The sequence below is a fragment of the Bacillus sp. FSL K6-2839 genome (genome assembly GCF_038003365.1).
Classification (GTDB): Bacteria; Bacillota; Bacilli; order Bacillales; family Bacillaceae; genus Bacillus.
This window is the reverse complement of the sequence record NZ_JBBOOZ010000002.1, coordinates 413,596-435,974: the sequence shown is the minus strand read 5'-3', so window position 1 is coordinate 435,974 and position 22,379 is coordinate 413,596. Positions and strand designations below refer to the sequence as shown.

Annotated in this window: 24 protein-coding genes; 19 read left to right on the top strand and 5 right to left on the bottom strand. The window is 44.4% G+C overall.

What is annotated here, in order from left to right:
• The first annotated feature begins 226 nt into the window (after nt 1-226).
• Entirely contained in the window at nt 227-652 is a 426-nt protein-coding gene (locus MHH26_RS16350) for a YwqH-like family protein (RefSeq protein WP_034660466.1), read from the top strand.
• 48 nt (nt 653-700) lie between these two features.
• On the opposite strand, the gene MHH26_RS16345 is transcribed toward MHH26_RS16350, so the two are convergent.
• A complete protein-coding gene (locus MHH26_RS16345; RefSeq protein ID WP_223250412.1) occupies nt 701-913 on the bottom strand; it encodes a hypothetical protein in 213 nt (70 codons plus the stop codon).
• A gap of 136 nt (nt 914-1,049) precedes the next feature.
• Here MHH26_RS16345 and MHH26_RS16340 point away from each other — a divergent pair, with 136 nt between their 5' ends.
• The 7 genes from MHH26_RS16340 (at nt 1,050) to MHH26_RS16310 (ending at nt 8,522) form a co-directional block, all read left to right on the top strand.
• Complete coding sequence (locus tag MHH26_RS16340) at nt 1,050-3,008, top strand: BglG family transcription antiterminator (RefSeq protein ID WP_340974083.1); 1,959 nt, start codon at nt 1,050-1,052, stop codon at nt 3,006-3,008.
• Nucleotides 3,009-3,097: 89 nt separating this feature from the next.
• Complete coding sequence (locus MHH26_RS16335; protein ID WP_307500504.1) at nt 3,098-4,408, top strand: PTS sugar transporter subunit IIC; 1,311 nt, start codon at nt 3,098-3,100, stop codon at nt 4,406-4,408.
• A 14-nt stretch (nt 4,409-4,422) separates the two neighbouring features.
• Nucleotides 4,423-5,487 (top strand): mannonate dehydratase, encoded by a 1,065-nt coding sequence (gene uxuA, locus MHH26_RS16330; RefSeq protein ID WP_106036384.1) that lies wholly within the window; start codon nt 4,423-4,425, stop codon nt 5,485-5,487.
• The gene (locus MHH26_RS16325) at nt 5,484-6,917 is read left to right on the top strand and encodes a glycoside hydrolase family 1 protein (protein WP_334750580.1); all 1,434 of its coding nucleotides are present in this window, start codon (nt 5,484-5,486) and stop codon (nt 6,915-6,917) included. The genes uxuA and MHH26_RS16325 overlap by 4 nt, the downstream gene beginning before the upstream one ends.
• Before the next feature lie 12 nt (nt 6,918-6,929).
• Nucleotides 6,930-7,253, top strand: a complete 324-nt coding sequence (locus MHH26_RS16320) for a PTS sugar transporter subunit IIB (RefSeq protein WP_060597591.1) — start codon at nt 6,930-6,932, stop codon at nt 7,251-7,253.
• Nucleotides 7,254-7,272: 19 nt separating this feature from the next.
• Nucleotides 7,273-7,602, top strand: coding sequence for a PTS lactose/cellobiose transporter subunit IIA (locus MHH26_RS16315; RefSeq protein WP_034660460.1), 330 nt, complete (start codon nt 7,273-7,275; stop codon nt 7,600-7,602).
• A 65-nt stretch (nt 7,603-7,667) separates the two neighbouring features.
• Nucleotides 7,668-8,522 (top strand): polysaccharide deacetylase family protein, encoded by an 855-nt coding sequence (locus MHH26_RS16310; RefSeq protein ID WP_307500502.1) that lies wholly within the window; start codon nt 7,668-7,670, stop codon nt 8,520-8,522.
• 121 nt (nt 8,523-8,643) lie between these two features.
• Here MHH26_RS16310 and fosM read toward each other — a convergent pair whose 3' ends face one another.
• From fosM to MHH26_RS16290, 4 genes are read right to left on the bottom strand one after another with little or no spacing between them, the layout of a single operon-like run.
• The gene (gene fosM / locus MHH26_RS16305; protein WP_034660458.1) at nt 8,644-9,069 is read right to left on the bottom strand and encodes a FosM family fosfomycin resistance protein; all 426 of its coding nucleotides are present in this window, start codon (nt 9,067-9,069) and stop codon (nt 8,644-8,646) included.
• A gap of 58 nt (nt 9,070-9,127) precedes the next feature.
• Entirely contained in the window at nt 9,128-10,219 is a 1,092-nt protein-coding gene (gene ribD / locus MHH26_RS16300) for a bifunctional diaminohydroxyphosphoribosylaminopyrimidine deaminase/5-amino-6-(5-phosphoribosylamino)uracil reductase RibD (protein ID WP_106030675.1), read from the bottom strand.
• On the bottom strand, nt 10,206-10,967 hold the full coding sequence (locus MHH26_RS16295) for a GTP cyclohydrolase II (protein ID WP_066031541.1): 762 nt from the start codon (nt 10,965-10,967) through the stop codon (nt 10,206-10,208). Before MHH26_RS16295 ends, ribD begins: the two co-directional genes overlap by 14 nt.
• Nucleotides 10,945-11,838, bottom strand: coding sequence for a VOC family protein (locus tag MHH26_RS16290; RefSeq protein WP_034660455.1), 894 nt, complete (start codon nt 11,836-11,838; stop codon nt 10,945-10,947). The genes MHH26_RS16295 and MHH26_RS16290 overlap by 23 nt, the downstream gene beginning before the upstream one ends.
• A 177-nt stretch (nt 11,839-12,015) precedes the next feature.
• Between MHH26_RS16290 and MHH26_RS16285 the strand changes: the two genes are divergently transcribed.
• The 11 genes from MHH26_RS16285 to isdG all read left to right on the top strand — a co-directional run bounded on the left by MHH26_RS16285 (nt 12,016) and on the right by isdG (nt 22,278).
• On the top strand, nt 12,016-12,348 hold the full coding sequence (locus MHH26_RS16285) for a winged helix-turn-helix transcriptional regulator (protein ID WP_340974075.1): 333 nt from the start codon (nt 12,016-12,018) through the stop codon (nt 12,346-12,348).
• A 371-nt stretch (nt 12,349-12,719) separates the two neighbouring features.
• Nucleotides 12,720-13,178, top strand: coding sequence for an NEAT domain-containing protein (locus MHH26_RS16280; RefSeq protein ID WP_106030673.1), 459 nt, complete (start codon nt 12,720-12,722; stop codon nt 13,176-13,178).
• 20 nt (nt 13,179-13,198) lie between these two features.
• Nucleotides 13,199-13,852 carry a heme uptake protein IsdC gene (isdC, locus tag MHH26_RS16275; protein ID WP_106030737.1) on the top strand — a complete coding sequence of 218 codons (654 nt, stop codon included), beginning with the start codon at nt 13,199-13,201 and terminating at the stop codon, nt 13,850-13,852.
• An 18-nt stretch (nt 13,853-13,870) separates the two neighbouring features.
• On the top strand, nt 13,871-15,679 hold the full coding sequence (locus tag MHH26_RS16270; protein WP_340974072.1) for an NEAT domain-containing protein: 1,809 nt from the start codon (nt 13,871-13,873) through the stop codon (nt 15,677-15,679).
• 75 nt (nt 15,680-15,754) lie between these two features.
• Nucleotides 15,755-16,642, top strand: a complete 888-nt coding sequence (isdE, locus tag MHH26_RS16265; RefSeq protein WP_106030671.1) for a heme ABC transporter substrate-binding protein IsdE — start codon at nt 15,755-15,757, stop codon at nt 16,640-16,642.
• 33 nt (nt 16,643-16,675) lie between these two features.
• The gene (locus tag MHH26_RS16260) at nt 16,676-17,662 is read left to right on the top strand and encodes a FecCD family ABC transporter permease (RefSeq protein ID WP_106030670.1); all 987 of its coding nucleotides are present in this window, start codon (nt 16,676-16,678) and stop codon (nt 17,660-17,662) included.
• On the top strand, nt 17,649-18,419 hold the full coding sequence (locus tag MHH26_RS16255) for an ABC transporter ATP-binding protein (protein ID WP_034660447.1): 771 nt from the start codon (nt 17,649-17,651) through the stop codon (nt 18,417-18,419). Before MHH26_RS16260 ends, MHH26_RS16255 begins: the two co-directional genes overlap by 14 nt.
• 16 nt (nt 18,420-18,435) lie before the next feature.
• Entirely contained in the window at nt 18,436-19,188 is a 753-nt protein-coding gene (gene srtB / locus MHH26_RS16250) for a class B sortase (protein WP_340974070.1), read from the top strand.
• An 18-nt stretch (nt 19,189-19,206) separates the two neighbouring features.
• A complete protein-coding gene (locus MHH26_RS16245) occupies nt 19,207-20,145 on the top strand; it encodes an ABC transporter substrate-binding protein (RefSeq protein WP_307500495.1) in 939 nt (312 codons plus the stop codon).
• Nucleotides 20,142-21,155, top strand: a complete 1,014-nt coding sequence (locus tag MHH26_RS16240; protein WP_106030667.1) for a FecCD family ABC transporter permease — start codon at nt 20,142-20,144, stop codon at nt 21,153-21,155. Before MHH26_RS16245 ends, MHH26_RS16240 begins: the two co-directional genes overlap by 4 nt.
• A 1-nt stretch (nt 21,156) precedes the next feature.
• The gene (gene isdG / locus MHH26_RS16235; protein WP_340974067.1) at nt 21,157-22,278 is read left to right on the top strand and encodes a heme oxygenase; all 1,122 of its coding nucleotides are present in this window, start codon (nt 21,157-21,159) and stop codon (nt 22,276-22,278) included.
• Nucleotides 22,279-22,379 lie beyond the last annotated feature (101 nt).

The following is a 22,379-nucleotide window of genomic DNA, read 5'->3' as shown; positions in this document are numbered from 1 at the left end:
CCTATATATAATTCAGGATTTACGACCCTGTATTATTCCGTTTTTCTTCCAAACGCGTCACTAAAAGGACACCTTTTCCCTATTTAAGACTGAGGCTTTTCACCTTATACTATACTTAATGAAAGCGAAACGATAGAAATGTCAGGATTGGAAAAATCAAGAGAGTCGATAGCTTCCAAGGCTCTGACGCTGTGCTTTCGTATGAGGTCCGATAGAGGTGGATGACATGAGTTTATCCGAGATGCTACACCATCTGCATATGGGAATTGAAAACAGACGTGCAGAATTTGATGAAATGATCTCTCGGTTAAAGACAGCCAAAAGCAATATTCGAACAGAACAAGATCTTGCGCAGTCAGACATAAAGGAAATTAAGAAGCCTGCTCTAGATTCGTCATGGAAAGGTGAGAGAGGAACCGACTTTCATCGCCACCGAAAAGACGCCTACCATGTAATGCACGACATCGTGAACAATGAGTATGAAAAATATATAACCGAGCTTGATCAAAAAATCTTGCACTTTGAATTAAAAAAAATGGAGCTGGCTGTTGCCAGTAATTTTGCCGGAAGAGCCCAGGACGTGATGGAAAAGGGCGAGGATTTTGCAAAGGATGTTAAACATTTGATTGAACGGGGCTGGAAAGCTCTTTAAAATAAAATATAAAACAGCCGTCTTATAAGCGAGCGGCTGTTTTTTTGTTTAGTCACATCCACCACCGCTATCGCCTGAATCTCCCCCGCAGGAGGCATCAGAAGCGTGATGAGTATATGAATCAGTATAGGTACTTGTCGTTGAACTGTGATGTGAAGAACGCTTAGCAGATGTACGTTTATCCTTTGATGTGAACAGGTGGGCAATGATTGCTCCTAAAGAAGCCAATATGATCATAACAACAAACATAAAAGAACCCATGATGTATCCCTCCTCTTGTTTCATCATCATACGATTGAGCCATATTGAGGTTCCCGATTTGTAAGAAAAACTGGGCAAAGAGTTCTATTTTCGTTTATGATGATAGGCAAAAGTAAATGCCAAGGGAGGAGAGCCCATGCTATCTTTACGTCAGGAGGAGCTCCTGAAACGCTTGATGCAAGCGGAGCAGGAACTGACAAGTGAAGAAATTGCCCGCATGATTGGCGTCACATCACGAACCATCCGAACAGATATGAAAGCGCTTAAATCTATAATAGATGAACATGGAGCCGCACTACATATCAAACGCGGGGCAGGGTATTCATTGACCGTCGAGGATTATGGGGCATTTCGTACATTTTTGAAAAAGTCGCTGAGAGAAAGAAACGAAAAAAAGGAACAGGTCATTCCCAATCAGCCTAAAGACCGTGTGGCGTATCTATTGAAAAGGCTGCTTCTCTCTGAAGACTATATCAAATTAGATGGGTTGGCAGAGGAACTATTTGTGAGTGAATCGACAGTGAAGAATGATTTGAAAGCGGTCAGACATTTGTTTTCATTACATGGACTTTCTGTAGCACATCGCCCTAAATATGGATTGCGGCTGACAGGGGATGAAATGAAATTAAGATATTGTATGGCTGAGCATGTGTTTCAGCAAGAGCATGCGAACTCTGCGCTGTTACCTGAAGAAACGTATCAATTGGTTCAGGACATTGTGCGTTCACGTACAAAAGCAAACGGACTTCATCTGTCAGAGATCGGTTTAAGTAATTTAGTCACCCACATCGCCATTGCATGCAAACGAATTGAAGAGAAAAAACTAGTCATGATGCCAGAAGCGGAATTGAAAGACATTCAAGTGCAGCCTGTTTTTCAAGTGGCTCAACAAATGGCAGAAGATATTCGGCATGTATTAGCTATTGATTTTCCGTTATCTGAAATGGCGTACATTGCGATTCACTTGATGGGAGCCAAGATGATGGCATACGGAGATGCTGGTCATACATTATTTCATCTTCTAGAAGAGGATCATTTTCGCTTCACCCACCAATTGCTTGCTTATGTAGAAGAGCACATGTCACTTGATATTCAATTTGATAAAGAGTTAATCGTTGGATTAAGTCTTCATTTACGTTCCGCTATTCATCGTTTTAGGTACGATATGAACATTCGTAACCCCTATTTACCGGACATTAAAAGGCATTATCCCATTGCATTTGAAGCGGGTGTCTATATGGGCAGATGGCTGAAGGAAAAAGAGGGGGTCGAGATCCATGAGGATGAGATTGGGTATTTGGCGCTCCATATCGGTGCTGCAATCGAGCGGACAAAATCACAGCATGTGAGAAAGAGATGCCTTATTGTGTGTGCAACGGGTGTCGCCAGCAGTCAGCTCCTTCTTCATAAGCTGACGGCGGCTTTTAGCGGAAGGCTGGAGATCGCTGGAACTGCAAGTGTTGGGGATATTCCTTCGTATGATTTGAGAAGCATTGATTTTATTATTAGTACCATTCCGCTTCAGAACACATTGCCAGTGCCAGTGATTGATGTACATACGATTTTAAGTGACGATGATATTGTACGGCTGAAACGTTTTGTGCAGGATCGACAGGATACAGGGGTTTTGCGGTATGTCAGTCCGGCGCTGACATTTTTTCAGCAAGACCTTCAATCAAGAGAAGAGGTTCTTCAATTTTTCGTGAACGTGCTAAAGGAACAACATCGCATCCCGGACGAGTTTGAACAATTATTGCTGGAAAGAGAGCAAGTGTCCCCGACATCGTTCGGTCATTTGGTCGCGATTCCTCATCCGATGAAGCCGGCAACAGATGACACGTTTTGTGCGATCTGCACGTTGAAAAAACCGGTGCTGTGGGGTGAAGATCGAGTACAAGTCGTTTGTTTGTTGAGTATCCAGAAGACGTATCAAAAAGAATTACAGTCGCTTTATCAATTTCTTGTGCGGCTGACAGAGCGGAAGGAAGTGGTGGAACAACTCATCAAGGCCGCTTCATTTGAGGAACTGACGGCGGCGCTTCAAGTATTGGAGCATCCGAATGAAAAAACGGGACACCCATTTCCGCATCTGTGAGGAAAAAGATTAGATGTTAATGAAAACGCTTTTAAAATAACATCAAAAAGGAGGATGATCACGAGTTTTTGCAAAGGGGGAGACGGATCATGAGCTTCAAGGAGAAAGCGGCAGACGTCATGGGGAATGTGGCTTATCGCATCACGAATCAGAAATATATTATGGCGATTAAACAGGCATTTGTCACATTGATGCCAATCATCATTACAGGGGCTTTTGCTGTATTGGTGGCAAATATGATCATGAGCCCGGAAACAGGGCTTGCTCATTTTGAGATATTCAGATTTTTAGCGGAGCTTCAGCCAATTATGAAGGCAATCAATTATGCCACGCTGAACTTTTTAACGATTGGGGCTGTGTTCCTCATCGGGATAGAGCTTGGGAAAATCAACAGGCACAAGTCCCTGTTCCCAGGGCTGATGGCATTGATTTCATTTATATCTGTTATTCCAACGACACTTCTTCTTGAAGTTGATGGATCGATGCGTGAGGTTGTAGATGTACTGGCAAGGCAATTTTCTGATCCAAAAAGCTTATTTTTAGGGATGATCATTGCGATCATATCTGTGGAAATCTTTTGTAAGCTGACCGAGGTGAAATGGCTTCAAATCAAGATGCCAGATTCTGTTCCATCGAATGTTGCGACATCTTTTTCGTCACTTTTTCCTTCGATCATTACGATTACGATCATTAGTTCATTCGGCTTTGCATTTCACCGTTTGACAGGCATTTATTTGCATGAAGCAGTGTATAACGTGGTGCAGCGCCCGCTAGAAAGTGTTGTACAGGGTCTGCCGGGGATTTTAACGTTGATGTTTGTGGCGCAATTTTTCTGGGTGATCGGCATCCATGGCAACCAAATGATCAAACCGATCCGGGAGCCGCTCTTATTAGGGTCGATTGCAGTGAATATGACAGCATTTCAAGAGGGAAAAGAGATTCCGAATATCATCACGATGCCATTTTGGGATGTGTATATGAGTATCGGTGGTTCAGGTGTGACCATTGGGCTTTTGATTGCGATTTTTATTGCTGGAAGAAGGGAAGAGATGCGAAGCATTGCTAAGCTCTCATCTGGGCCGGGCCTCTTCAACATCAATGAACCCGTTATTTTTGGATTACCCGTTATGTTAAACCCTGTGATGGCAATCCCATTTATCGTCACACCGCTTGTGACAGGGACGATTGGTTACATTGCGACAGCTACAGGGTTTGCTGGAAAAGCAGTCGTGATGGTGCCGTGGACGACACCGCCGATTGTGAATGCATGGCTGTCAACCGCTGGCAGCATGGGAGCTGTCATTACACAGCTCATCTGTATTGTAGTAGCAGTCTTCATCTATTTGCCATTTGTTCTCTTGTCTAACCGCAAACCAGAAGCGGCACCAGATTCAGAATAAAAGGAGGGGCATGAATGAACATGCAATTTAGGTGGTACGGAGAGGACGATCCTGTTTCACTCGCACATATACGTCAAATTCCAGGCATGAAAGGCATTGTGAGTGCCGTCTATGATGTCCCAGCTGGTGACCTGTGGCCTGAGGAAAGGATTGCTCATGTAAAAGCACAGATTGAGAGACATGAACTTTCCTTTGAGGTCGTGGAAAGTCTTCCTGTCCATGAAGATATTAAACTTGGAAAGCCGAGCAGAGACGTCTATATCAAGCATTATCAAGAAAATATCCGACGATTAGCGAAGCACGGTGTGAAGGTCATTTGTTATAACTTCATGCCTGTCCTCGATTGGACACGAACGCAGCTAGACCTTCCATTAGCTGATCAATCCACGACCCTTGCCTATTTTCAGCATCAACTAGAACACATGGATATAGAGACAGATCCATTTTCGCTGCCAGGATGGGATATCTCTTATACACAGGAGGAAATGAAACAATTGATGACTGATTACAGGGAGCTTGGGGCAGAAAGGCTATTCGAGAACCTGTCTTATTTTCTACAACATATCATTCCGGTGGCAGCGGAAGAAAAGATCAACATGGCACTCCATCCAGATGACCCTCCTTGGGATATATTCGGACTGCCTCGTATTGTCAGTAATGAAAAACAGTTGGATCGTATTCTTGAGATCGATGGACGTTCTCAACATGGCCTCACCTTTTGCTCTGGTTCACTCGGCTGTGATGCGAAGAACGATGTTACGTCACTTGCGCGTAAATATGCGGAAAAAGGGCGCATCCACTTTGCCCATTTGCGAAATGTCATCGTGTATGAAAATGGTGATTTTGAAGAGTCAGCGCACCTTTCGTCAGCAGGAAGTCTCGATATGGGAGCTATTGTGAAGGCTTTGTTTGAAGAGGGATTTGCTGGCTATGTCCGCCCGGATCATGGACGTATGATCTTTGGCGAGACAGGCAGACCTGGCTACGGTTTATATGATCGGGCGCTTGGGGCTATGTATTTGCAAGGAATTTGGGAGGGGCTTCACGTTCAAACGAGGAAAGGGAAGATGGCGACATGAACAGAATCGAGATTCCAAGAGATTTTATCCTAGGTGCTGCGGCCTCTGCTTGGCAAACGGAGGGATGGAAGGGAAAGCAAGCGCATCAGGACTCGTACATCGATTTATGGTATAAGAACGGGTATCACGTATGGCACGAAGGATATGGCCCGGCTGGTGCGACGAACTTTTACGAGCGCTATCCAGAAGATGTAGCCCTCATGAAAGAAATCGGACTGACTCACTATAGGACATCGATCAATTGGTCGAGGTTTCTCATAGATTACGAGAAGGGGATTGTGGATGAGACCTATGCCCGTTACATTGATGACTTGATCAATGGATTAATTGCAGCAGGTGTAGAGCCGATGTTTTGCTTAGAGCATTATGAGCTTCCTGCCGTTTTGCTTGAGAAGTATGGCGGATGGTCATCAAAGCATGTCGTCGAGCTGTTTGTTCTCTATGCGGAAAAAGTGTTTGAGCGCTACGGGGACAGGGTCAAACATTGGTTTAGCTTTAATGAACCAATTGTTGTCCAAACACGTGTTTATCTAGATGCCATCCGTTATCCCTTTGAGCAAAATACGAAAAAATGGATGCAGTGGAACTATCATAAAGCGCTGGCAACAGCAAAAGTGGTGAAGCTGTTTCGGGAGATGGGATTGAAGGAATCGACAGGTGCAAAAATCGGGGTGATTCTCAATCCAGAAGTGACGTATGCAAGATCCTCTGCCCCGCATGATCAAGAAGCGGCACGGATGTATGATTTGTTTTTCAATCGAATGTTCTTAGATCCCTCCATCAAAGGGGAGTATCCAGAGGAATTGCTCGATGTGTTGAAAAAGCATGATATTCTTTTTGATGCGACAGAGGAAGAGCTTCAGGTCATCAAGAATCATACGGTCGATGTCGTCGGGCTCAACTTATACTATCCGCATCGTGTCAAGGCGCCGAGTAAGGCGTGGAACGAAGGGACGCCATTTCATCCGTCTTATTATTACGATATGTTTGAGCTTCCAGGGAGAAAAATGAATCCATTCAGAGGCTGGGAAATCTACCCAAACATTGTCTATGATATGGGGATGAGAATAAAAGAAGAATACGGAAATATCGAGTGGTTTGTAGCCGAAAACGGGATGGGTGTAGAAAAGGAAGAACGGTTTAAAAGTGAAGACGGTATCATTGATGATCAGTATCGCATTTCATTTATCAGCCAGCATTTGAAGCGGGCACTTCAAGCGAAAGCAGAAGGATCAAATTGCACGGGCTATATGCTGTGGGCTTTTACGGATAATGTCTCACCGATGAATGCCTTTAAAAACCGCTACGGATTAGTCGAAATCCAGCTGGAAAATGAACGGAATCGCCAGTTGAAAGCATCAGCGTATTGGTACCAGACATTAATCAAAACAAGGGAACTGAAGGGTGAAACAGAAGTCATCTATCGATAGGAGTGATGGAATATGAAACGAATCATTCTCGCTTGTGCCGCAGGAATGTCGACGTCCATTGTAGTGTCCAAAATGAAGGCTGCTGCAGAAGCTAAAGAGCTGGATTATGATATCTACGCCATACCTGAAGGGGCCATTGCAGATGAATTAGAAGAGCATGGAGGAGATGTTCAGGTGATTTTACTTGGACCGCAAGTAAGCTTTATGAAAAAGGCAGCAGAAAAAACCGCTGCACCTTATCAAATACCTGTCGATGTCATCAATGTGAGATTATACGGAACAGCGAACGGGGAAAAAATACTAGAGCATGCTCTGAAACTAGCAAATGAATCTTAAGTAATTGGAGGAGAAGCAGATGACGGTATTAGAGGAAATGCAGGGAGCAGCCTTTCAAATCATTGCTCATGCAGGCGAGGCAAGAAGTCATTATGTCGAAGCGATTCGTCTAGCAAGAGCAGATGATTTTGAAAAAGCACAGCAGTTGATTGAAAAAGGGGAGGAAGCGTTTCGAAGCATCCACAACCTGCACTTGTCGCTGATCCAAAAAGAGGCGGCAGGTGAGCAGCTTCCCTTTTCTTTACTGCTGATACACGCAGAAGATCAAATGCTCACAACAGAGACCATTCATCTGCTCGCCATCGAAATGATCGAAATGTGTAAAAAAATGAACGCCCTGTCAAAATAGATATCAGCTATTAACCAATTTCTGTTATAATCATTCGGTAGATAAAGAGAAAGCAGGATTGGTGGATGAAGAAAACATGTATGTTGATTGCAGTTGGTCTTTTGGCGCTGCTCATTTCGGGCTGTACGGGAATGAAGGAGCAAACGGAAGGAAACCAGCAAGTAGTCAAAGAGGAAAAGGGTCCATTACTAGCAAAAGAAACAGAAGAGATTCAGCAGACAAAAGAGGAAGTGATTGATACACAAAAATGGATTGAGCAAAAGGAGCCGATAGAGCTTCCAATTTTGATGTATCACAGCATCTCCAGCGGCAGCTCGCTGCGTGTACCAAAGAGCGAGTTTGCGGCTCATATGAAATGGCTGAAGGACAACGGCTATGTCACGCTGTCGCCAGAAGAAGCGTATCGCGTCTTCACAACAAATACGAGGCCAAGTGAAAAGTGTGTCCTCATTACATTCGATGATGGATATACCGATAACTATACTAAGGCATTCCCGATTTTAAAGCAGTATGGAATGAAGGCAACGATTTTCATGATTGCGCAATCCATTGGCCGCCCGAACCACTTAACGGATGATCAAATGGATGAAATGATAGCAAATGGGCTTTCGATTGAGAGTCATACAATTCATCATTTAGAGCTCAATCGTTTATCAAAGGAGCAGCAGAAAGAGGAATTAAAAGGATCAAAGGCATTCTTTGATCAACGATTTTCTCAGCATACGAGAATGGTCAGTTATCCTGTTGGGCGCTATAACGAAGACACGCTGAAGCTAGCGAAGGAAGCCGGTTATCAAATGGCTGTCACCACTGAACCAGGACATGCGAAAAAGGAACAAGGCATGATGTCCTTGCATCGTATCCGCGTGTCACCGGGACTTTCACCCGAAAGCTTTGGAAGACTTGTAGAAGGGAATTAACTATAAATGTTTCACATGAAACATTTTATGACAAGTTTCACGGTGATGATTAGTGAATCGACATTTGGGTGGTTCAAAGGCGAAACAGAACTTTCATGAAGATGGAAGTTCTGTTTTTTTATCATTCATCAAAAAATTCCATATGAGCTTTTTCTTGCTTGTAATAATCGATTCGATCTTTCATGGTCCCGGTATGAAACTCAAATTTATGTCCATCAGGGTCCGTAAAGTAGATCGACTGATGATCTTTTTCATCTCTCGGACGGCCTGGCAAGATGTTGACGTTCAAATGTTTTAGCTTGTTGTACATGTGATCTACATCCTCTTCATCAATTGAAAAAGCGATGTGCGTGTAAGAGTGCTGAATGTCTTGACGAGGAATGTCTTTTTCCACATTCAGGGCAAGCCATAGCCCGTTCAAATCAAAGTAAGCTGTCTTTTTTCCTTTTACTAATAAAGTGGCGTCAAATACGTTTGTGTAAAAATCAATAGAGGTTTCTAAATCAGAAACAGAAAATAACAAATGATTGATTCCTTTTATCGACATCACATTCACCTCAAAACATATTTGAAAAAAAGCCTGTAGATGGGGTCTACAAGCTTGTTTATTGATAAACAGGATAGCCCGTTATTTTGATATCTTTCCCTAGTGGTTCTACTGAGAGTTGATCCAATTCAATGGCATCACTCATGAGGCGTATGCCTTCGCCTCCAAAAAAGGAAGGGGACAGCCGACCGCCAATGAGTTTAGGTGCCATATAGATGACCAATTTATCTACAAGCTGCTGTTCTAAAAATGAGGCATTGACCTGGCCGCCGCCTTCAATCATGAGGGAGGAGACATTTCTTTCTCCCAGCACTTGAAGCACTTCTTGCAGGGGCACCCGTGTGTCGCTATCTGTTATAAAGACACTGACGCCAGCTGCTTCTAAAGCGGCTCGTTTTCCCTCATTGGCTTGCTTTGTCGTAAAGATCCATGTAGGTGCCGTCTGATCAGTGACGATCTTTGCTGTCAGCGGTGTTGACAGCTTAGAGTCTAAGACAATTCGAATCGGATGATGCCCATTTGGAATCCGTGCAGTTAGTGAAGGATCGTCATGAATAACGGTTTGAGCACCGACCAAAATCGCATCATTGATACTGCGGATATGATGAGCATCATAACGAGATGTTTCAGATGTAATCCATTTACTGTCAGACGTAGCAGAGGCAATTTTTCCGTCTAAGGTAATACCTGCCTTGAGCGTCACGAAAGGTGTTTTTTTCGTAATAAAATGATTAAATACTTCATTCATGAGAATGGATTCCTGTTCCAGTACGCCTGTAATCACTTGGATGCCAGCATCTTGTAAGATGGCAATCCCGCGGCCTGCGACAAGCGGGTTCGGGTCAAGCGCTGCCACGACAACGGTTTCGACGCCTGCTTTCACAAGTGCTTCCGCGCAAGGGCCTGTGCGGCCGTGATGGGAACAAGGCTCGAGAGTCACATAAATGGTGGCTCCTTTTGCCTTGTCTCCAGCCATTTTAAGTGCATGAATTTCAGCATGCGGTTCACCGGCTTTCATGTGAGCACCGACACCAACAATTTCATTCTCTCGCACAATCACAGCCCCGACGAGCGGGTTTGGAGAGGTCTGACCTTTCATTGCCTGTGCATTTTCAAGGGCTAGATTCATATATCGCTCATGATGTGGCAATCGTACGCACCTCTTGCTCCGCCTTCATGTGACCTGAGCGGTTGATTTTTGTCTGCAAGTATTTTTCATTAAACTCCGAGACATCACCCCAAAGCGGAATACGTCCAGAAAGAGATAGACCTGCATGGCTGATGGCATCTGTCTTTTTCGGATTATTGGTAATGAGTCTGACTGGCTTTGTACGAAGTGTTTGAAGAACCGCGATGGCTTCTTCATATTGACGCGTGTCATCTTCAAAACCGAGTGCTTCGTTCGCTTCTACTGTATCGTAGCCGTTTTCTTGAAGAATATAAGCCATGGCTTTACTGAAAAGTCCAATACCGCGGCCTTCATGATTGGCTAAATAGAACAGTGCACCTGCACCATTGTCTTCAATCATCCGCATGGACTGCTTCAATTGGAACCCGCAGTCGCAGCGCTTGCTTCCGAAAATATCACCAGTGTGGCAAATGGAATGCATGCGGATAAGGGCTTCGTCAGCGTGCTCGAACTCCCCATACACTAGCACGCTTGACTGCTGATGATCGGCAAGCTGGCGGGACGAGAGGCTTTCAATTAAAGCGTCATCTGACAATGGCTCTTTTCCATCGTCTTTTAACCATGAATACCAGTTGAACATCACGGTTCTGCCGTCTAAATTCACTGGCAATTTAATGGGTCCAGTGATATATATATACCCGTCTTCTTGCTGTACTCGTTTGATTTTATCTTTTAAAATGGCTGTTTTAAGATCTGTGTGTTTGTCCATATTCTGCACCTTCTTTTTTGTCTGTTTCTTCAATCTGTAAACGAACGAGAACGCCAAATGGATCAACAAATTCGTTACTTTTCCCTGTTGTTTTCACTTGAGTGCCTGCTTTTGTCAGACGCTCGACAACGGACTGTCTGTCTGCTTCTTGTGGGAATACCAGTGTATAGCTTCTAATTCCTGAAAAACGTGGATCAATGGCTCCTTTTCGTCCCCGTCCCCATGCATTAAAGGCAAGGTGATGGTGGTACACACCAGCGGCGATAAACAGGCTTGCTGGTGGAGCCATTCTGATGTGAAAACCGAGCGTATTGACATAAAAAGAATCAGCTTCTTCTGGGTTAAGATGGAAATGTAAGTGTCCCATAACTGTACCAGCGGGAAGTCCTTCCCAAGTTGTATCAGCGGCTTCTTGCAGGAGACCATCTCCATCAAGAGGTGCATTTCCGCCACCTTTCAGTTCTCCATGCTCACCTACCCAAACGTCCTCAGGGCGATCAGCATATATTTCTACGCCAATGCCGTCAGGGTCACTTAAATAAATGGCTTCACTGAAAAAGTGATCGCTTGCTCCAATTAAAGGATAGCCTTTTTTGATCACATGTGCCAGCCATGTGCCCAGGTTTTTTCTGGTAGGTAATAAAACAGCAAAATGATAAAGTCCTGGCTCATGATCAGGCTTCTCCTTGAGCTGTGCATCCTCTTTTAACAAAAGAATGGGTTCCTTTGCATTGCTTCCAAGAGTGACGGTGGATTCCGTCTGTTCTACTATTGTAAATCCTAAAATGTCTGTATAAAAAGGTAAAGAACGCTCAAAGCTGGACACATGTAACTCTGTTACACCCAATCTTAGCTCCTCAATTGTCTTCAAGCTCGGTCAGCTCCTTCATGATATATGCATCGGCATGTTCAAATGTTTTTGAAAATCTATAAAAATGAATACCTTGTTACTTAAAGTAACTAAACTATATAATAGTTAGTGACTTATTTCAAGTAATTAATTGTGCTATAATGAAAAAAAAGAGAGAAAAGCGGGAGGGAGTAAGGTATGGCTCAAGTAGATGGCTGTCCAATCACAGATGCCATGGAGATTCTAGGCAAGAAGTGGGTCATTCTCATCATCAATCAGCTTCTGACAGGCCCTAAGCGTTTCTGTCAGCTTGAAAATAAAATGGACATCAGCGGACGATTATTATCAGAAAGGCTGAAGGATTTAGAGGCTGAAGGACTCGTTGAGAAAAACGTATACCCTGACATTCCAGTACGGATTGAATACGAATTAACAGCGCAAGGGAAGAAAATTGAGCCGATTATTCGTGAAATGTATGCTTGGTCTTTAGAACGTAAAAACAGCAAAAAAGGGGAACATGTCCCTTCCTAATCGATTTCGATCAGTCTGTCTGGTCGAAATTTTTTTTGTGCGATTTTCCAGAAATCTAAGTCAATAGTATGAAAAATGATGTTGACAATAAATTCATTCATCATATAATATCAAGGAGAAGAGGGTTCTTTTCCCTGTAATGGAATGGAGGTTATGCCATGGTATCATGAATGGGACAGATTACCTAAAACACGTTTCAAACCATCATTTAGAAACAGACATCTTTGGCTTTTAGGAAGCAAAGATTTATTTTTTCAACTCAATTGATAATGATTATCATAATCATCTATAAGTGTGATCCAGCGCTTATGAAGGTTATTTTTTTTATTATCTATTGAGAATAATTATCAATATCATTTAGGAGGGTTCACATGAAAGCCATTCGTTCAGCATCACACGTATTATTGTTCTTTAGTTTTGTTCTATTATTTGCCCTAGCCCCAGTTAGCTCAGCCTCAGCAGCAGGCTTAGCAGATGGTCAACATTCAGCACAATATGTGGTATGGAAGGCAGATAGCGATTCGACTTCAACAGCGAATACGTATTTTGAAAAACCAGCCAAGCTTGTCGTGAAGAATGGAAAAATCAAAGCACAAGTCACGTTAACGAATAGCTCTTGGATCACAAGCTTTAAAACACTTGATCAAGGTGTGTACAAAGATGCGAAGGTGATCAGTACAAATACAGCTGCAAATAAGAGAACGGTTGAATTCAACGTGAACAGCCTGACAGAAGTCGTACCAGCAAAAGTGAGCGTGACTGTACCGGTCATCGGATATACAGGCAATTACGACATCCGCCTCAAGTTTGATGCAGCATCTGTTCAATAGAAAGGGAGGAAATTCGCTTGATGAAAAAAATGATGAGGCTATCAGTCTTCATGACCGCTTTATTATTGGCACTTATGCTGCCTTTTTCAAACGCACAGGCTGCCACGTTAAAGGATGGTACATACTCCGTCAACTATACTGTGCTGAAGGCTGAAGGAAATGCGGTTTCCATGGCAAATGATTACTGGCTGAAGCCAGCAAAAGTGATTGCAAAAAATGGGAAGCTGACTGTACAAATGACCATTAAAAATAGCAGCTGGGTGACGGAATTTAAAGTGCCGGGAAATGGCAGCTATGTCGATACAACGGTTCTCTCAACCAATAAAAAAGCCAACACAAGGCTTGTTCAGTTCCAAGCTCAGAGCTTGTCTAAGCCAATCAAGTCAAAAATTCATGTCACTGTTAAATCTGCTGATTATGATCATGATTATACCATTCAGCTGAAATTCGATGAGAGCAGCATGAAATCGCTTTCGTCTAACAGCACAAACAAATCAGCGGGTGCAGCAGAAGATCAGCAGCCATCAAAAGAATCAACTAAAACATCTGATTCATCCACGACAAAACAAGAAGAGAATCCTCAAACTGGTGATACAAACCAGACAGGGTGGCTCCTTGTGCTTGCTCTATGCTCAGGCGGGTTTTTAGCAAGAAAGTGGATCATCAAGCATTAAGGAAGGAAGTGTCACCATTTGAAACGTCTTTTTCATCTAAAGGCAGCCATTCTGCTCGTTTTATTCAGTTTATTGACTGCGTTTCAGATTCCTCAAGGAACGGCTCAAGCGGCATCATTTGTTGATGGTGAATACACGGCCGGATTCACCATTTTAAAGAATGGCAGCACAGAAGCGTCCATGATGGATACCTATACAGAAAAGCCAGCTAAGCTGATTGTGGAAAATGGCAAGACAACAGCCTATGTCACGCTGAAGCAAAGCAAAGAGATTACAGATTTCAAGGTTGAACAAAATGGTGCTCTTGTCACCACTGAAACCGTCAGTGAGGATGAAACAGCCAATACACGTGTGATCAAATTTGATGTTGCTGACTTATCTGCCAAATTAAACGGCTGGGTGAAAATTTACTGGGATTTAGGCGGCTTTATTTATGACGAAGCGTATGACGTACAGCTTGCATTCGATCAAAGCAGCCTAACACTCGTTACACCTGCAAAGCCAGACGATAACGAAACAAAACCGGATGACCAAAATGGCACAAAGCCAGACGATAACGAAACAAAACCAGATGACCAAAATGGCACAAAGCCAGACGATAACGAAACAAAACCGGATGATCAAAATGGGACAAAACCAGACGATCATCAGGCAACACCTGGCAATAACAATGGATCAAAACCAGATGATTCTGCGCAAAATCAATTAAAAGATGGCGAGTACCGCATCAATTACAGTGTGCTGAAAGGGGATGAGAACGAGGCATCTCGGATGAACCAATACTTCTCACATCCTGCATCCTTAACTATCAAAAATGGAAAACAAACCATTTCCTTTACGGTGAAGGATCATACGTCTGTCGCTTCCTTGAAAACAGAGAAAAACGGATCTTATCAAGAAGTGAAGACTGTCAGCACAGATAAAGCAAAGAACACAAGAGTTGTGTCATTTGATGTCGCTGATCTGAAAAAAGCGGTCAAAGGGAAAGTACACATCGTGGTAGCAGCTGCTAACTATGACCAAACCTACGATATTCGTTTTCAATTCGATGCAAAGAGTATCGCTCCACTTAAGAACGGGCAGGTAGAGGAAGAAACACCGGCTGCACCAGAAACACCAAAACCAAACACACCATCACCAGAAACAAATAACGGCGGAGCTGCTCAAGAGACGGCTAAGCTTAAAGATGGTGTATACAAGCTGCCTTTCTCAATGAAGAAAGCAGACAAGGATGAGCCTTCTCGTATGAACGATTACGTCGTGAGCCCTGCGACATTGGTCGTGAAAAATGGCCGCCATTTCGTTTCATATACAGTGAAGAACAGCTCAGCCATCACATCCTTCCAAGTAGGGACAGGCGGGAAATATGAAGAGACTCTTGTCGCTAAAACAGATCAAAAGGCAGACACACGAGTGATTCAATATGAAGCCAAAAGTTTAAGCACTGCTCAAGCAGCACGCGTAAAAATTGATATTCCGGCTGCGAATTATCATGAGCAGTACGATGTCAAACTTGTCTATGACACAAAAGGAATCACTCTTGGTGAAGGAAGCGGCATTGCTACGGTAATCGGAGACGATGAGAGTATCGGCTTTGTCAAAAATCCAAATGATCGCGATTCTCAAACAAATCAGCTTGAAAATCTAGCGCCAGAGGAAACAGGCGCAGAGCAGATGACATTTACTCCATCAGATGACCAAACCAAGTCTGAGACTGGACAGTTGAATCCGAAAACAGGAGATACCTCTCTTCTTTGGGTGTATATTCTTTTATTCGGCGGGTCATTATTCGTACTCGTAAGAAAGTATCAAACAAGAACAAGATAGATGGATTAGTTTAAGTGAGATGCGCAATTTCTCTCGGCGCATCCACTCTCTTTTTTCGAAAGGAGGCTTCTGTTTTTGAAGCATCGAATGATATGTACCCTGATCGCTGCTCTTAGTGTGTGCGTGATCTTATCGGGCTGCTCACAGTCAGCCGAAAGTTCAGCGAAAGGCAAAAAAAGCGCAGAATCAAGTGCGCGCATTGTGGCAACGACTGTTGCTGCTGTGGAGATGATGGATGCTTTAGAGGTGGATCTTGTCGGGGTGCCAACAAGTCAAAAATCCTTGCCAGCTCGTTATAAAGGACTGCCGGAAGTCGGTAATCCAATGAGCCCGGACATGGAAATCATCCAATCACTTCAACCGACAGATGTCCTGTCTGTCACAACCCTTCAATATGATTTAGAGACACCCTTTCAGCAAGCAGGTGTCCCTGCCACATACTTAAATCTCGAGAGCCTTGGCAGCATGGAGAAGGCGATCACGAAGCTCGGAGCTCAGTATGACAGAAAGAAACAAGCCGAGCGCATCGTGTCTGACTTTGAACAAAAAAAGAAAGACATACAAGAGAAAACGAAGGGAAAGCGCAAGCCGTCCGTTCTGATTTTGCTTGGTGTACCGGGCAGTTATTTGGTGGCAACAGAGAATTCATATATTGGTGATCTTGTACGTATCGCAGGCGGAAAGAACATTGTCCAAGGTGAGAAAATGGAGTATTTGGCATCTAATACGGAGTATTTACAAAAAGCCAATCCAGATATCATACTCCGGGCCGCACATGGGATGCCAGATGAAGTTGTCCGCATGTTTGATCAAGAATTTAAAACAAATGACATCTGGAAGCATTTTCATGCGGTCAAACAAGACCGGGTGTATGACCTCGAAGAAAGCTTATTCGGGACAACGGGCAATTTAAAGGCAGCAGAGGCATTAGATGAACTAACGCGTATGCTGTATCCGTCATAAGCGGCGAATCTTAATGATAAAAGGACGTTCAAGATGAAAAAAACAGGGATTTTATTTCTGATAGTCAGTCTCTTACTGGTGTGCGTGTTTATTTATTCCGCCATTACTGGGAGCATTCATGTCACCCCGATTGAATTATTGGAAGGGCTCATCACCGGTCAACATGCACAGGTAGACATCATTAAAGATTTGAGAATTCCCCGCATGCTCATCGCAATGTTTACAGGGGCCGCCTTATCTGTCTCCGGTGTACTGCTGCAGTCGGTCATGAGAAATCCATTAGCTGATGCCGGCGTCATTGGAATTTCATCAGGAGCCAGCTTCTTTTCTTTAATGGCGATTACAGCGCTTCCTCAATTTTATTTCTACTCTCCTTTATTTTCGGTATTAGGCGGAGCCATTGCATGTTTCCTCGTGTACGTTCTGTCTTGGAAGGGTGGCTTAAGCCCAATCCGTATGATTTTGGTTGGGATCGCCATCAATGCCATGTTTACTGGAATGGCTGAAGCATTTGTGACCATTTGCAGCTATTTCAATATCACGATCAATCAGTCAGGACAGTCAAATCTCACGATGAAAACGTGGGGAGATGTCCGTTTAATCGGAGTCTATGGCGTCGCCGGCCTTGTCGTAGCACTTTTCTTCAGCAGATGGTGTAACCTCTTGGCTCTTCAGGACAAGACAGCGAAAAATTTAGGGTTGCGTGTGACCAGAATGCGCCTTTTGATTTCCATCACAGCGGTATTACTCGCGGCGGTGACAGCTGCGGTAGCGGGCGTGATTGCCTTTGTCGGTTTGCTCATTCCGCACATTTCAAGAAGGCTTGTTGGCTCGGATCATCGGGTACTCATTCCATTTTCTGCGTTAAGCGGGGCTTTGCTGATTTTGACGGCTGATACGCTCGGCAGGACGCTTGTAGCGCCAAATGAGATTCCTGCCTCTACGATCATGGCCGTGATTGGCGGGCCGTTTCTGATCTTTTTATTAAGAAGGGGGGACCGTCTCCATGGACATTCGTGAGGTGTCATTCTCATATGACCAGCAGAAGGACATCGTTCAATCGGTCACAACACAGATTGAAAAGGGGAAAATCACAACCATTATCGGTCCAAATGGCTCGGGGAAATCCACACTGCTTTCCTTGATGGCGAATAATCATTGTCCAAACAAAGGGCAAATTCACTTAGATGGACAAGCGCTGAATGCATTTAAGCCAAAGGAGCTGGCAAAAAAGCTGGCTGTCGTCCATCAGCAAAATGAAGCGCCGCTTGATTTAACGATCGAACGGGTCGTGGCATTCGGTAGAACGCCGTACCAGACGATGCGCGGGGGTGACAAGGAAGAGGATGAGAGAGCGATAGAGTGGGCACTGTCCAGTACAAAGCTAACGGAAAAACGAAAGGTGCCGCTCGCCTCACTGTCAGGTGGTGAGCGTCAGCGTGTATGGATTGCGATGGCACTTGCGCAAAAAACACCGATCCTTTTCTTAGATGAACCGACAACCTATTTGGATATCTACTATCAATTTGACATTCTTGAGCTGATCCGTGAGCTCAATGTCGTGCATGGACTCACGATTGTCATGGTGCTGCACGACATGAATCAGGCTGTCCGCTACAGTGACGTCATCATTGCGATGAAGGATGGACGAATTATCAGTGAAGGACAGCCAAACGATGTGTTAACAGAAGAGAATGTGCGGCACATTTATGATGTGTCCGTCACGATTAGACAGGATGCAGAAACAGGAATGTACATCGTGCCTGTTGGCATATAAAAGCAGGTGAGACAGTGTGAAAAGAGGAAAACGGGTCTGGCAGCGTCTGGTGACGATCGTCTGTTTAGGAGTATTCATTTATAGCGGTACAGCCATTGGCTTAGAACTGTTCGGCTATTATCAAAATCGTCAGGTGCTTGCAAAGGCTCAGACGATGTATGGTCAAGAGCAAGGAATGACTGAAAGCCGGGAACCGGGAACCACCCGTACATCATTTGATGAGCTGCGGAAGGTGAACAACGACATTGTCGGCTGGATCAATATGAAGGACACGATGATTCAGTACCCAATCGTTCAATCTCGTGATAATGCATTCTACTTAACCCGTAATTACTTAAAAAATGACACCCGGGCAGGCAGTATCTTTATGGATTATCGCAATGACGTCTTGCATGAAAGCCCGAATACTGTGGTGTACGGGCATCGGATGAGGGATGGATCCATGTTCGCTGGACTCACAAACTATTTAAAAAAGGATTTCTTCCATGATCATCGGACATTTCAGTACGATACGCTGTATCAAAGCTATGAGGCGGAGATTTTTGCCGTGTATGAAACAACGGTGGATTTCGATTATATTCAAACCGATTTTCAAGATCTTGGCGAATATGCGCACTACTTGCAAGCTGTGCGGAAAAAATCAATCTATCAAACGAAGACAGACGTGTCCACAGATGACCTCATCCTCACTCTATCGACCTGTGATCATGTGCTTGCACCTAAAAATGGGCGTCTCGTGGTACAGGCAAAGCTAAAGAAAGTTTACTAGAAAAGGAGAGACAGACGGTTGAAATTTTCACATGTAATCTTCGCGGGACTCGTCTTGATGCTTCTCCTCGGCGGATGCAGTCAGGCAGCACCTGTAGAGAAAGGAAGCGGGCAAGGTGCGCTGAAGATAAAGGATTTTACTGGCAGAACGCTGTCGTTTGAAGAATCACCTCAGCGTATCGTCGCATTATCGACTGGAGACATGAGCATCCTGTATGCCTTAGGCGGTGAGGTAGTTGGCCGTCCGGCCGCCGAATTACCAGACAGCTTACAACAGGCAAAGTCCGTCCAAACGATTGGCACAACGCATCAATTTGATGTAGAGATCATCACAAGCTTAAAGCCCGATGTTGTGCTTGGGAATGAACAATTAAACAGTAAGGACATCTCTACAATAGAAGGAATTGGTTCACAGCTTCTTTTGACAAGTGCCAATTCAGTGAAGGATATTCAGCGTCAAATAACGTTATTCGGGGATTTGCTCGGAAAGCAGCAAAAGGCCAAAGCCCTCAATGAGCAAATCGATCAGAGGAAAAAGCAGGTCAAGCAGCCTCAGAAAAAAGTGAAGACACTCGTTGTATACGGGGCACCTGGCACATATATGGCGGCACTTCCTCAATCCTTAAGCGGAGATTTACTGCACATCGCAGGAGGGACGAACATCGCTGAGAATGAACCGGCACTCGAGAAATTCCCTCAATACGCTCAAATCAATGCAGAAAAGGTCATCGAAGCCGATCCTGATCTTATTCTGCTTATGACACACAGCAATCCTGAAGATGTGAAAGCGGGCTTTATGAGTGAAATGAAACAGAATGCCGCTTGGCACGATGTGTCAGCTGTGAAAAATGGACACGTCGAGATTCTGCCGAGTGATCTATTTGGGACGAACCCAGGCGCGGAAGTGATGAGAGCGATTGATGAGCTAGAGAAAAGATTGAAGCGATTGTCATCATGAAAATGAATGCAGAATTAGATTTTCAAAAAAGACAGTCGAGACGAAAATGGCTGATACCCGTACTATTTCTCTCGTTAGGTGTGGGCGCATGCCTAGGGCTTGCATTAGGTTCTGTTCAATTATCGCTGCCAGATTTGGTCGCTGCTTTGATGGGATCAGGCCAGCCTGTTCATGAGAAAATTGTGATGGATTTACGCCTGCCGCGAGTTCTAATAGGTTTCATCGTTGGGGCCTGTCTCGCAGCATCAGGGGCGATTTTACAAGGAGTCGTCCGAAATCCACTCGCTGACCCTGGCATCATCGGTGTGACTGCTGGCGGCGGATTGGCTGCTGTGCTCAGCATGATTGTGTTTCCGCAATTTACGTATTTGCTGCCAGCTGCTGCTTTCCTTGGCGCTTTATTAGCGGCACTTGTGGTGTATATGCTCTCATTTGATCAAGGTGTTTCACCGCTGAAATTGATTTTGGCGGGAGTGGCAGTCAATGCCCTCCTTGGGGCGGTTATGAATGGGTTTATGGTGCTTTATAGTGAGCGTGTGCAGGCTGTTCTGCCTTTTTTATCCGGAGGATTAAATGGACGGAGCTGGCATCATCTAAGCTTCGTGTCGCCATATGCGCTCGCTGGGTTGTGCCTTTGTTTTTTTGCCATCAAGCCGGCAAACCTTCTTTTGCTTGGTGATGAATCGGCGCAGTTACTCGGCCTTAGAGTAGAGCGCACCCGGTTTTTCTTAATTGCGCTGGCGGCGCTTTTAGCTGGTGCAGCTGTAAGTGTGAGCGGCTTAATTGGATTTGTCGGCCTGGTCGTTCCTCATTTTATCCGTCTTTTAATTGGAGATGACTACCGGTACCTGCTGCCGATCTCAATGCTGGGCGGAGGCGTACTTGTGGTTTTTGCAGATACAGCGGCACGGGTGTGGTTTACACCGGTTGAACTGCCTGTCGGTATCCTGCTTGCCTGCATCGGTGCACCTTTCTTCCTCTATTTATTAAAAAAGAAAGGGAGGGGTTAAGTTGGAAGTGATAGCTATGGATGACGTGAGTCTCAGTCAAGGAGGCTTTCGGCTGTCGTCTATTTCAGCAGCTGTTCCTAAAGGAAGTGTGACAGGAATTATTGGACCAAATGGATCAGGGAAGTCGACTTTTATTAAAGCAGCCGCACGTCTTACATCGATCGAAAGCGGCATCATATACATTCACGATATACCGCAAAAAGAGATGACAGCTCAGGAGATTGCAAAGGAAATCGCCGTCCTCATGCAGACGAGAACAGCCATTCCATCTATGACCGTACGGGAGCTGGTCGCACTTGGACGCAGTCCGCATCGTTCGATCTGGAAAAAGAGCTCGAAGACAGATCAAGAAGCGATTGAGTGGGCGCTTGATGTGACCAATAGCCGCATCAATGAAAACAGAATGCTCCATACATTGTCAGGCGGAGAAAGACAAAAGGCGTATATTGCGATGGCGCTCGCTCAGAAGACAGAGACCTTGATTCTGGATGAGCCGACGACTTACCTAGATATTGCACATCAGCTTGATTTACTAGAGCTGCTCAAACAGCTGAATAAGACGCATGGAATCACCCTTTTAATGGTTCTTCACGACCTGCAGCAGGCAGCAAAATATTGTGACCGCCTCATTGCGATGAAGGGTGGTCAGGTTTATCAAATAGGGACACCAAACGAAGTATTAACAGAAAGCTTTTTCAAAGAAGTCTTTGGGATTCAGGCTGAGGTTCACTTAGACGGTGAGCATCCGCTCATTATCCCAATCGCTTCAATCCAACAACAAAAGGGAGATGAACAAAACATGATCATTGTCAACAACCAGGTAAGAGTAGAAAAAGGCAGTGCCGACCACCTCGTCAAGCGCTTTAACAAGCAGGGACAAGTAGAATTCATGGAAGGATTTTTAGGCATGGAAGTATGGGTCACGCAGCAGACAACCGATTACGATGAAGTGACCATTCATACCCGCTGGAATCGAAAAGAAGACTTTGTGAACTGGACAAAATCTCAGGCATTTGGTGATGCGCACGCTCATGGGAAAGCGAAACCTGAAGGACTATTAAAAAACAAAATTACGTACTACGAAGTGCAAGTCACTAGACCAGCTTTACAGAAAAAAGCCTAAAAAAGAAACATAGCGCTGCGGTTCATGTGCAGCGCTATTTTTTTGCGTTTTTTTACTTTCTGTCACATATCTTTGACAAAGTATTCAAACAACTGACACAA

What these genes read in the sequence shown, in the direction of transcription:
- MHH26_RS16295 (WP_066031541.1), bottom strand. Translation starts at nt 10,967, where the DNA reads ATGGACAAACACACAGATCTTAAAACAGCCATTTTAAAAGATAAAATC.
- MHH26_RS16285 (WP_340974075.1), top strand. Translation starts at nt 12,016, where the DNA reads ATGGCTCAAGTAGATGGCTGTCCAATCACAGATGCCATGGAGATTCTA.
- isdC (WP_106030737.1), top strand. Translation starts at nt 13,199, where the DNA reads ATGAAAAAAATGATGAGGCTATCAGTCTTCATGACCGCTTTATTATTG.
- MHH26_RS16345 (WP_223250412.1), bottom strand. Translation starts at nt 913, where the DNA reads ATGGGTTCTTTTATGTTTGTTGTTATGATCATATTGGCTTCTTTAGGA.
- MHH26_RS16325 (WP_334750580.1), top strand. Translation starts at nt 5,484, where the DNA reads ATGAACAGAATCGAGATTCCAAGAGATTTTATCCTAGGTGCTGCGGCC.
- MHH26_RS16340 (WP_340974083.1), top strand. Translation starts at nt 1,050, where the DNA reads ATGCTATCTTTACGTCAGGAGGAGCTCCTGAAACGCTTGATGCAAGCG.
- MHH26_RS16240 (WP_106030667.1), top strand. Translation starts at nt 20,142, where the DNA reads ATGAAAATGAATGCAGAATTAGATTTTCAAAAAAGACAGTCGAGACGA.
- MHH26_RS16255 (WP_034660447.1), top strand. Translation starts at nt 17,649, where the DNA reads ATGGACATTCGTGAGGTGTCATTCTCATATGACCAGCAGAAGGACATC.
- MHH26_RS16350 (WP_034660466.1), top strand. Translation starts at nt 227, where the DNA reads ATGAGTTTATCCGAGATGCTACACCATCTGCATATGGGAATTGAAAAC.
- MHH26_RS16280 (WP_106030673.1), top strand. Translation starts at nt 12,720, where the DNA reads ATGAAAGCCATTCGTTCAGCATCACACGTATTATTGTTCTTTAGTTTT.
- MHH26_RS16335 (WP_307500504.1), top strand. Translation starts at nt 3,098, where the DNA reads ATGAGCTTCAAGGAGAAAGCGGCAGACGTCATGGGGAATGTGGCTTAT.
- uxuA (WP_106036384.1), top strand. Translation starts at nt 4,423, where the DNA reads ATGAACATGCAATTTAGGTGGTACGGAGAGGACGATCCTGTTTCACTC.
- MHH26_RS16315 (WP_034660460.1), top strand. Translation starts at nt 7,273, where the DNA reads ATGACGGTATTAGAGGAAATGCAGGGAGCAGCCTTTCAAATCATTGCT.
- fosM (WP_034660458.1), bottom strand. Translation starts at nt 9,069, where the DNA reads ATGTCGATAAAAGGAATCAATCATTTGTTATTTTCTGTTTCTGATTTA.
- MHH26_RS16260 (WP_106030670.1), top strand. Translation starts at nt 16,676, where the DNA reads ATGAAAAAAACAGGGATTTTATTTCTGATAGTCAGTCTCTTACTGGTG.
- MHH26_RS16320 (WP_060597591.1), top strand. Translation starts at nt 6,930, where the DNA reads ATGAAACGAATCATTCTCGCTTGTGCCGCAGGAATGTCGACGTCCATT.
- MHH26_RS16310 (WP_307500502.1), top strand. Translation starts at nt 7,668, where the DNA reads ATGAAGAAAACATGTATGTTGATTGCAGTTGGTCTTTTGGCGCTGCTC.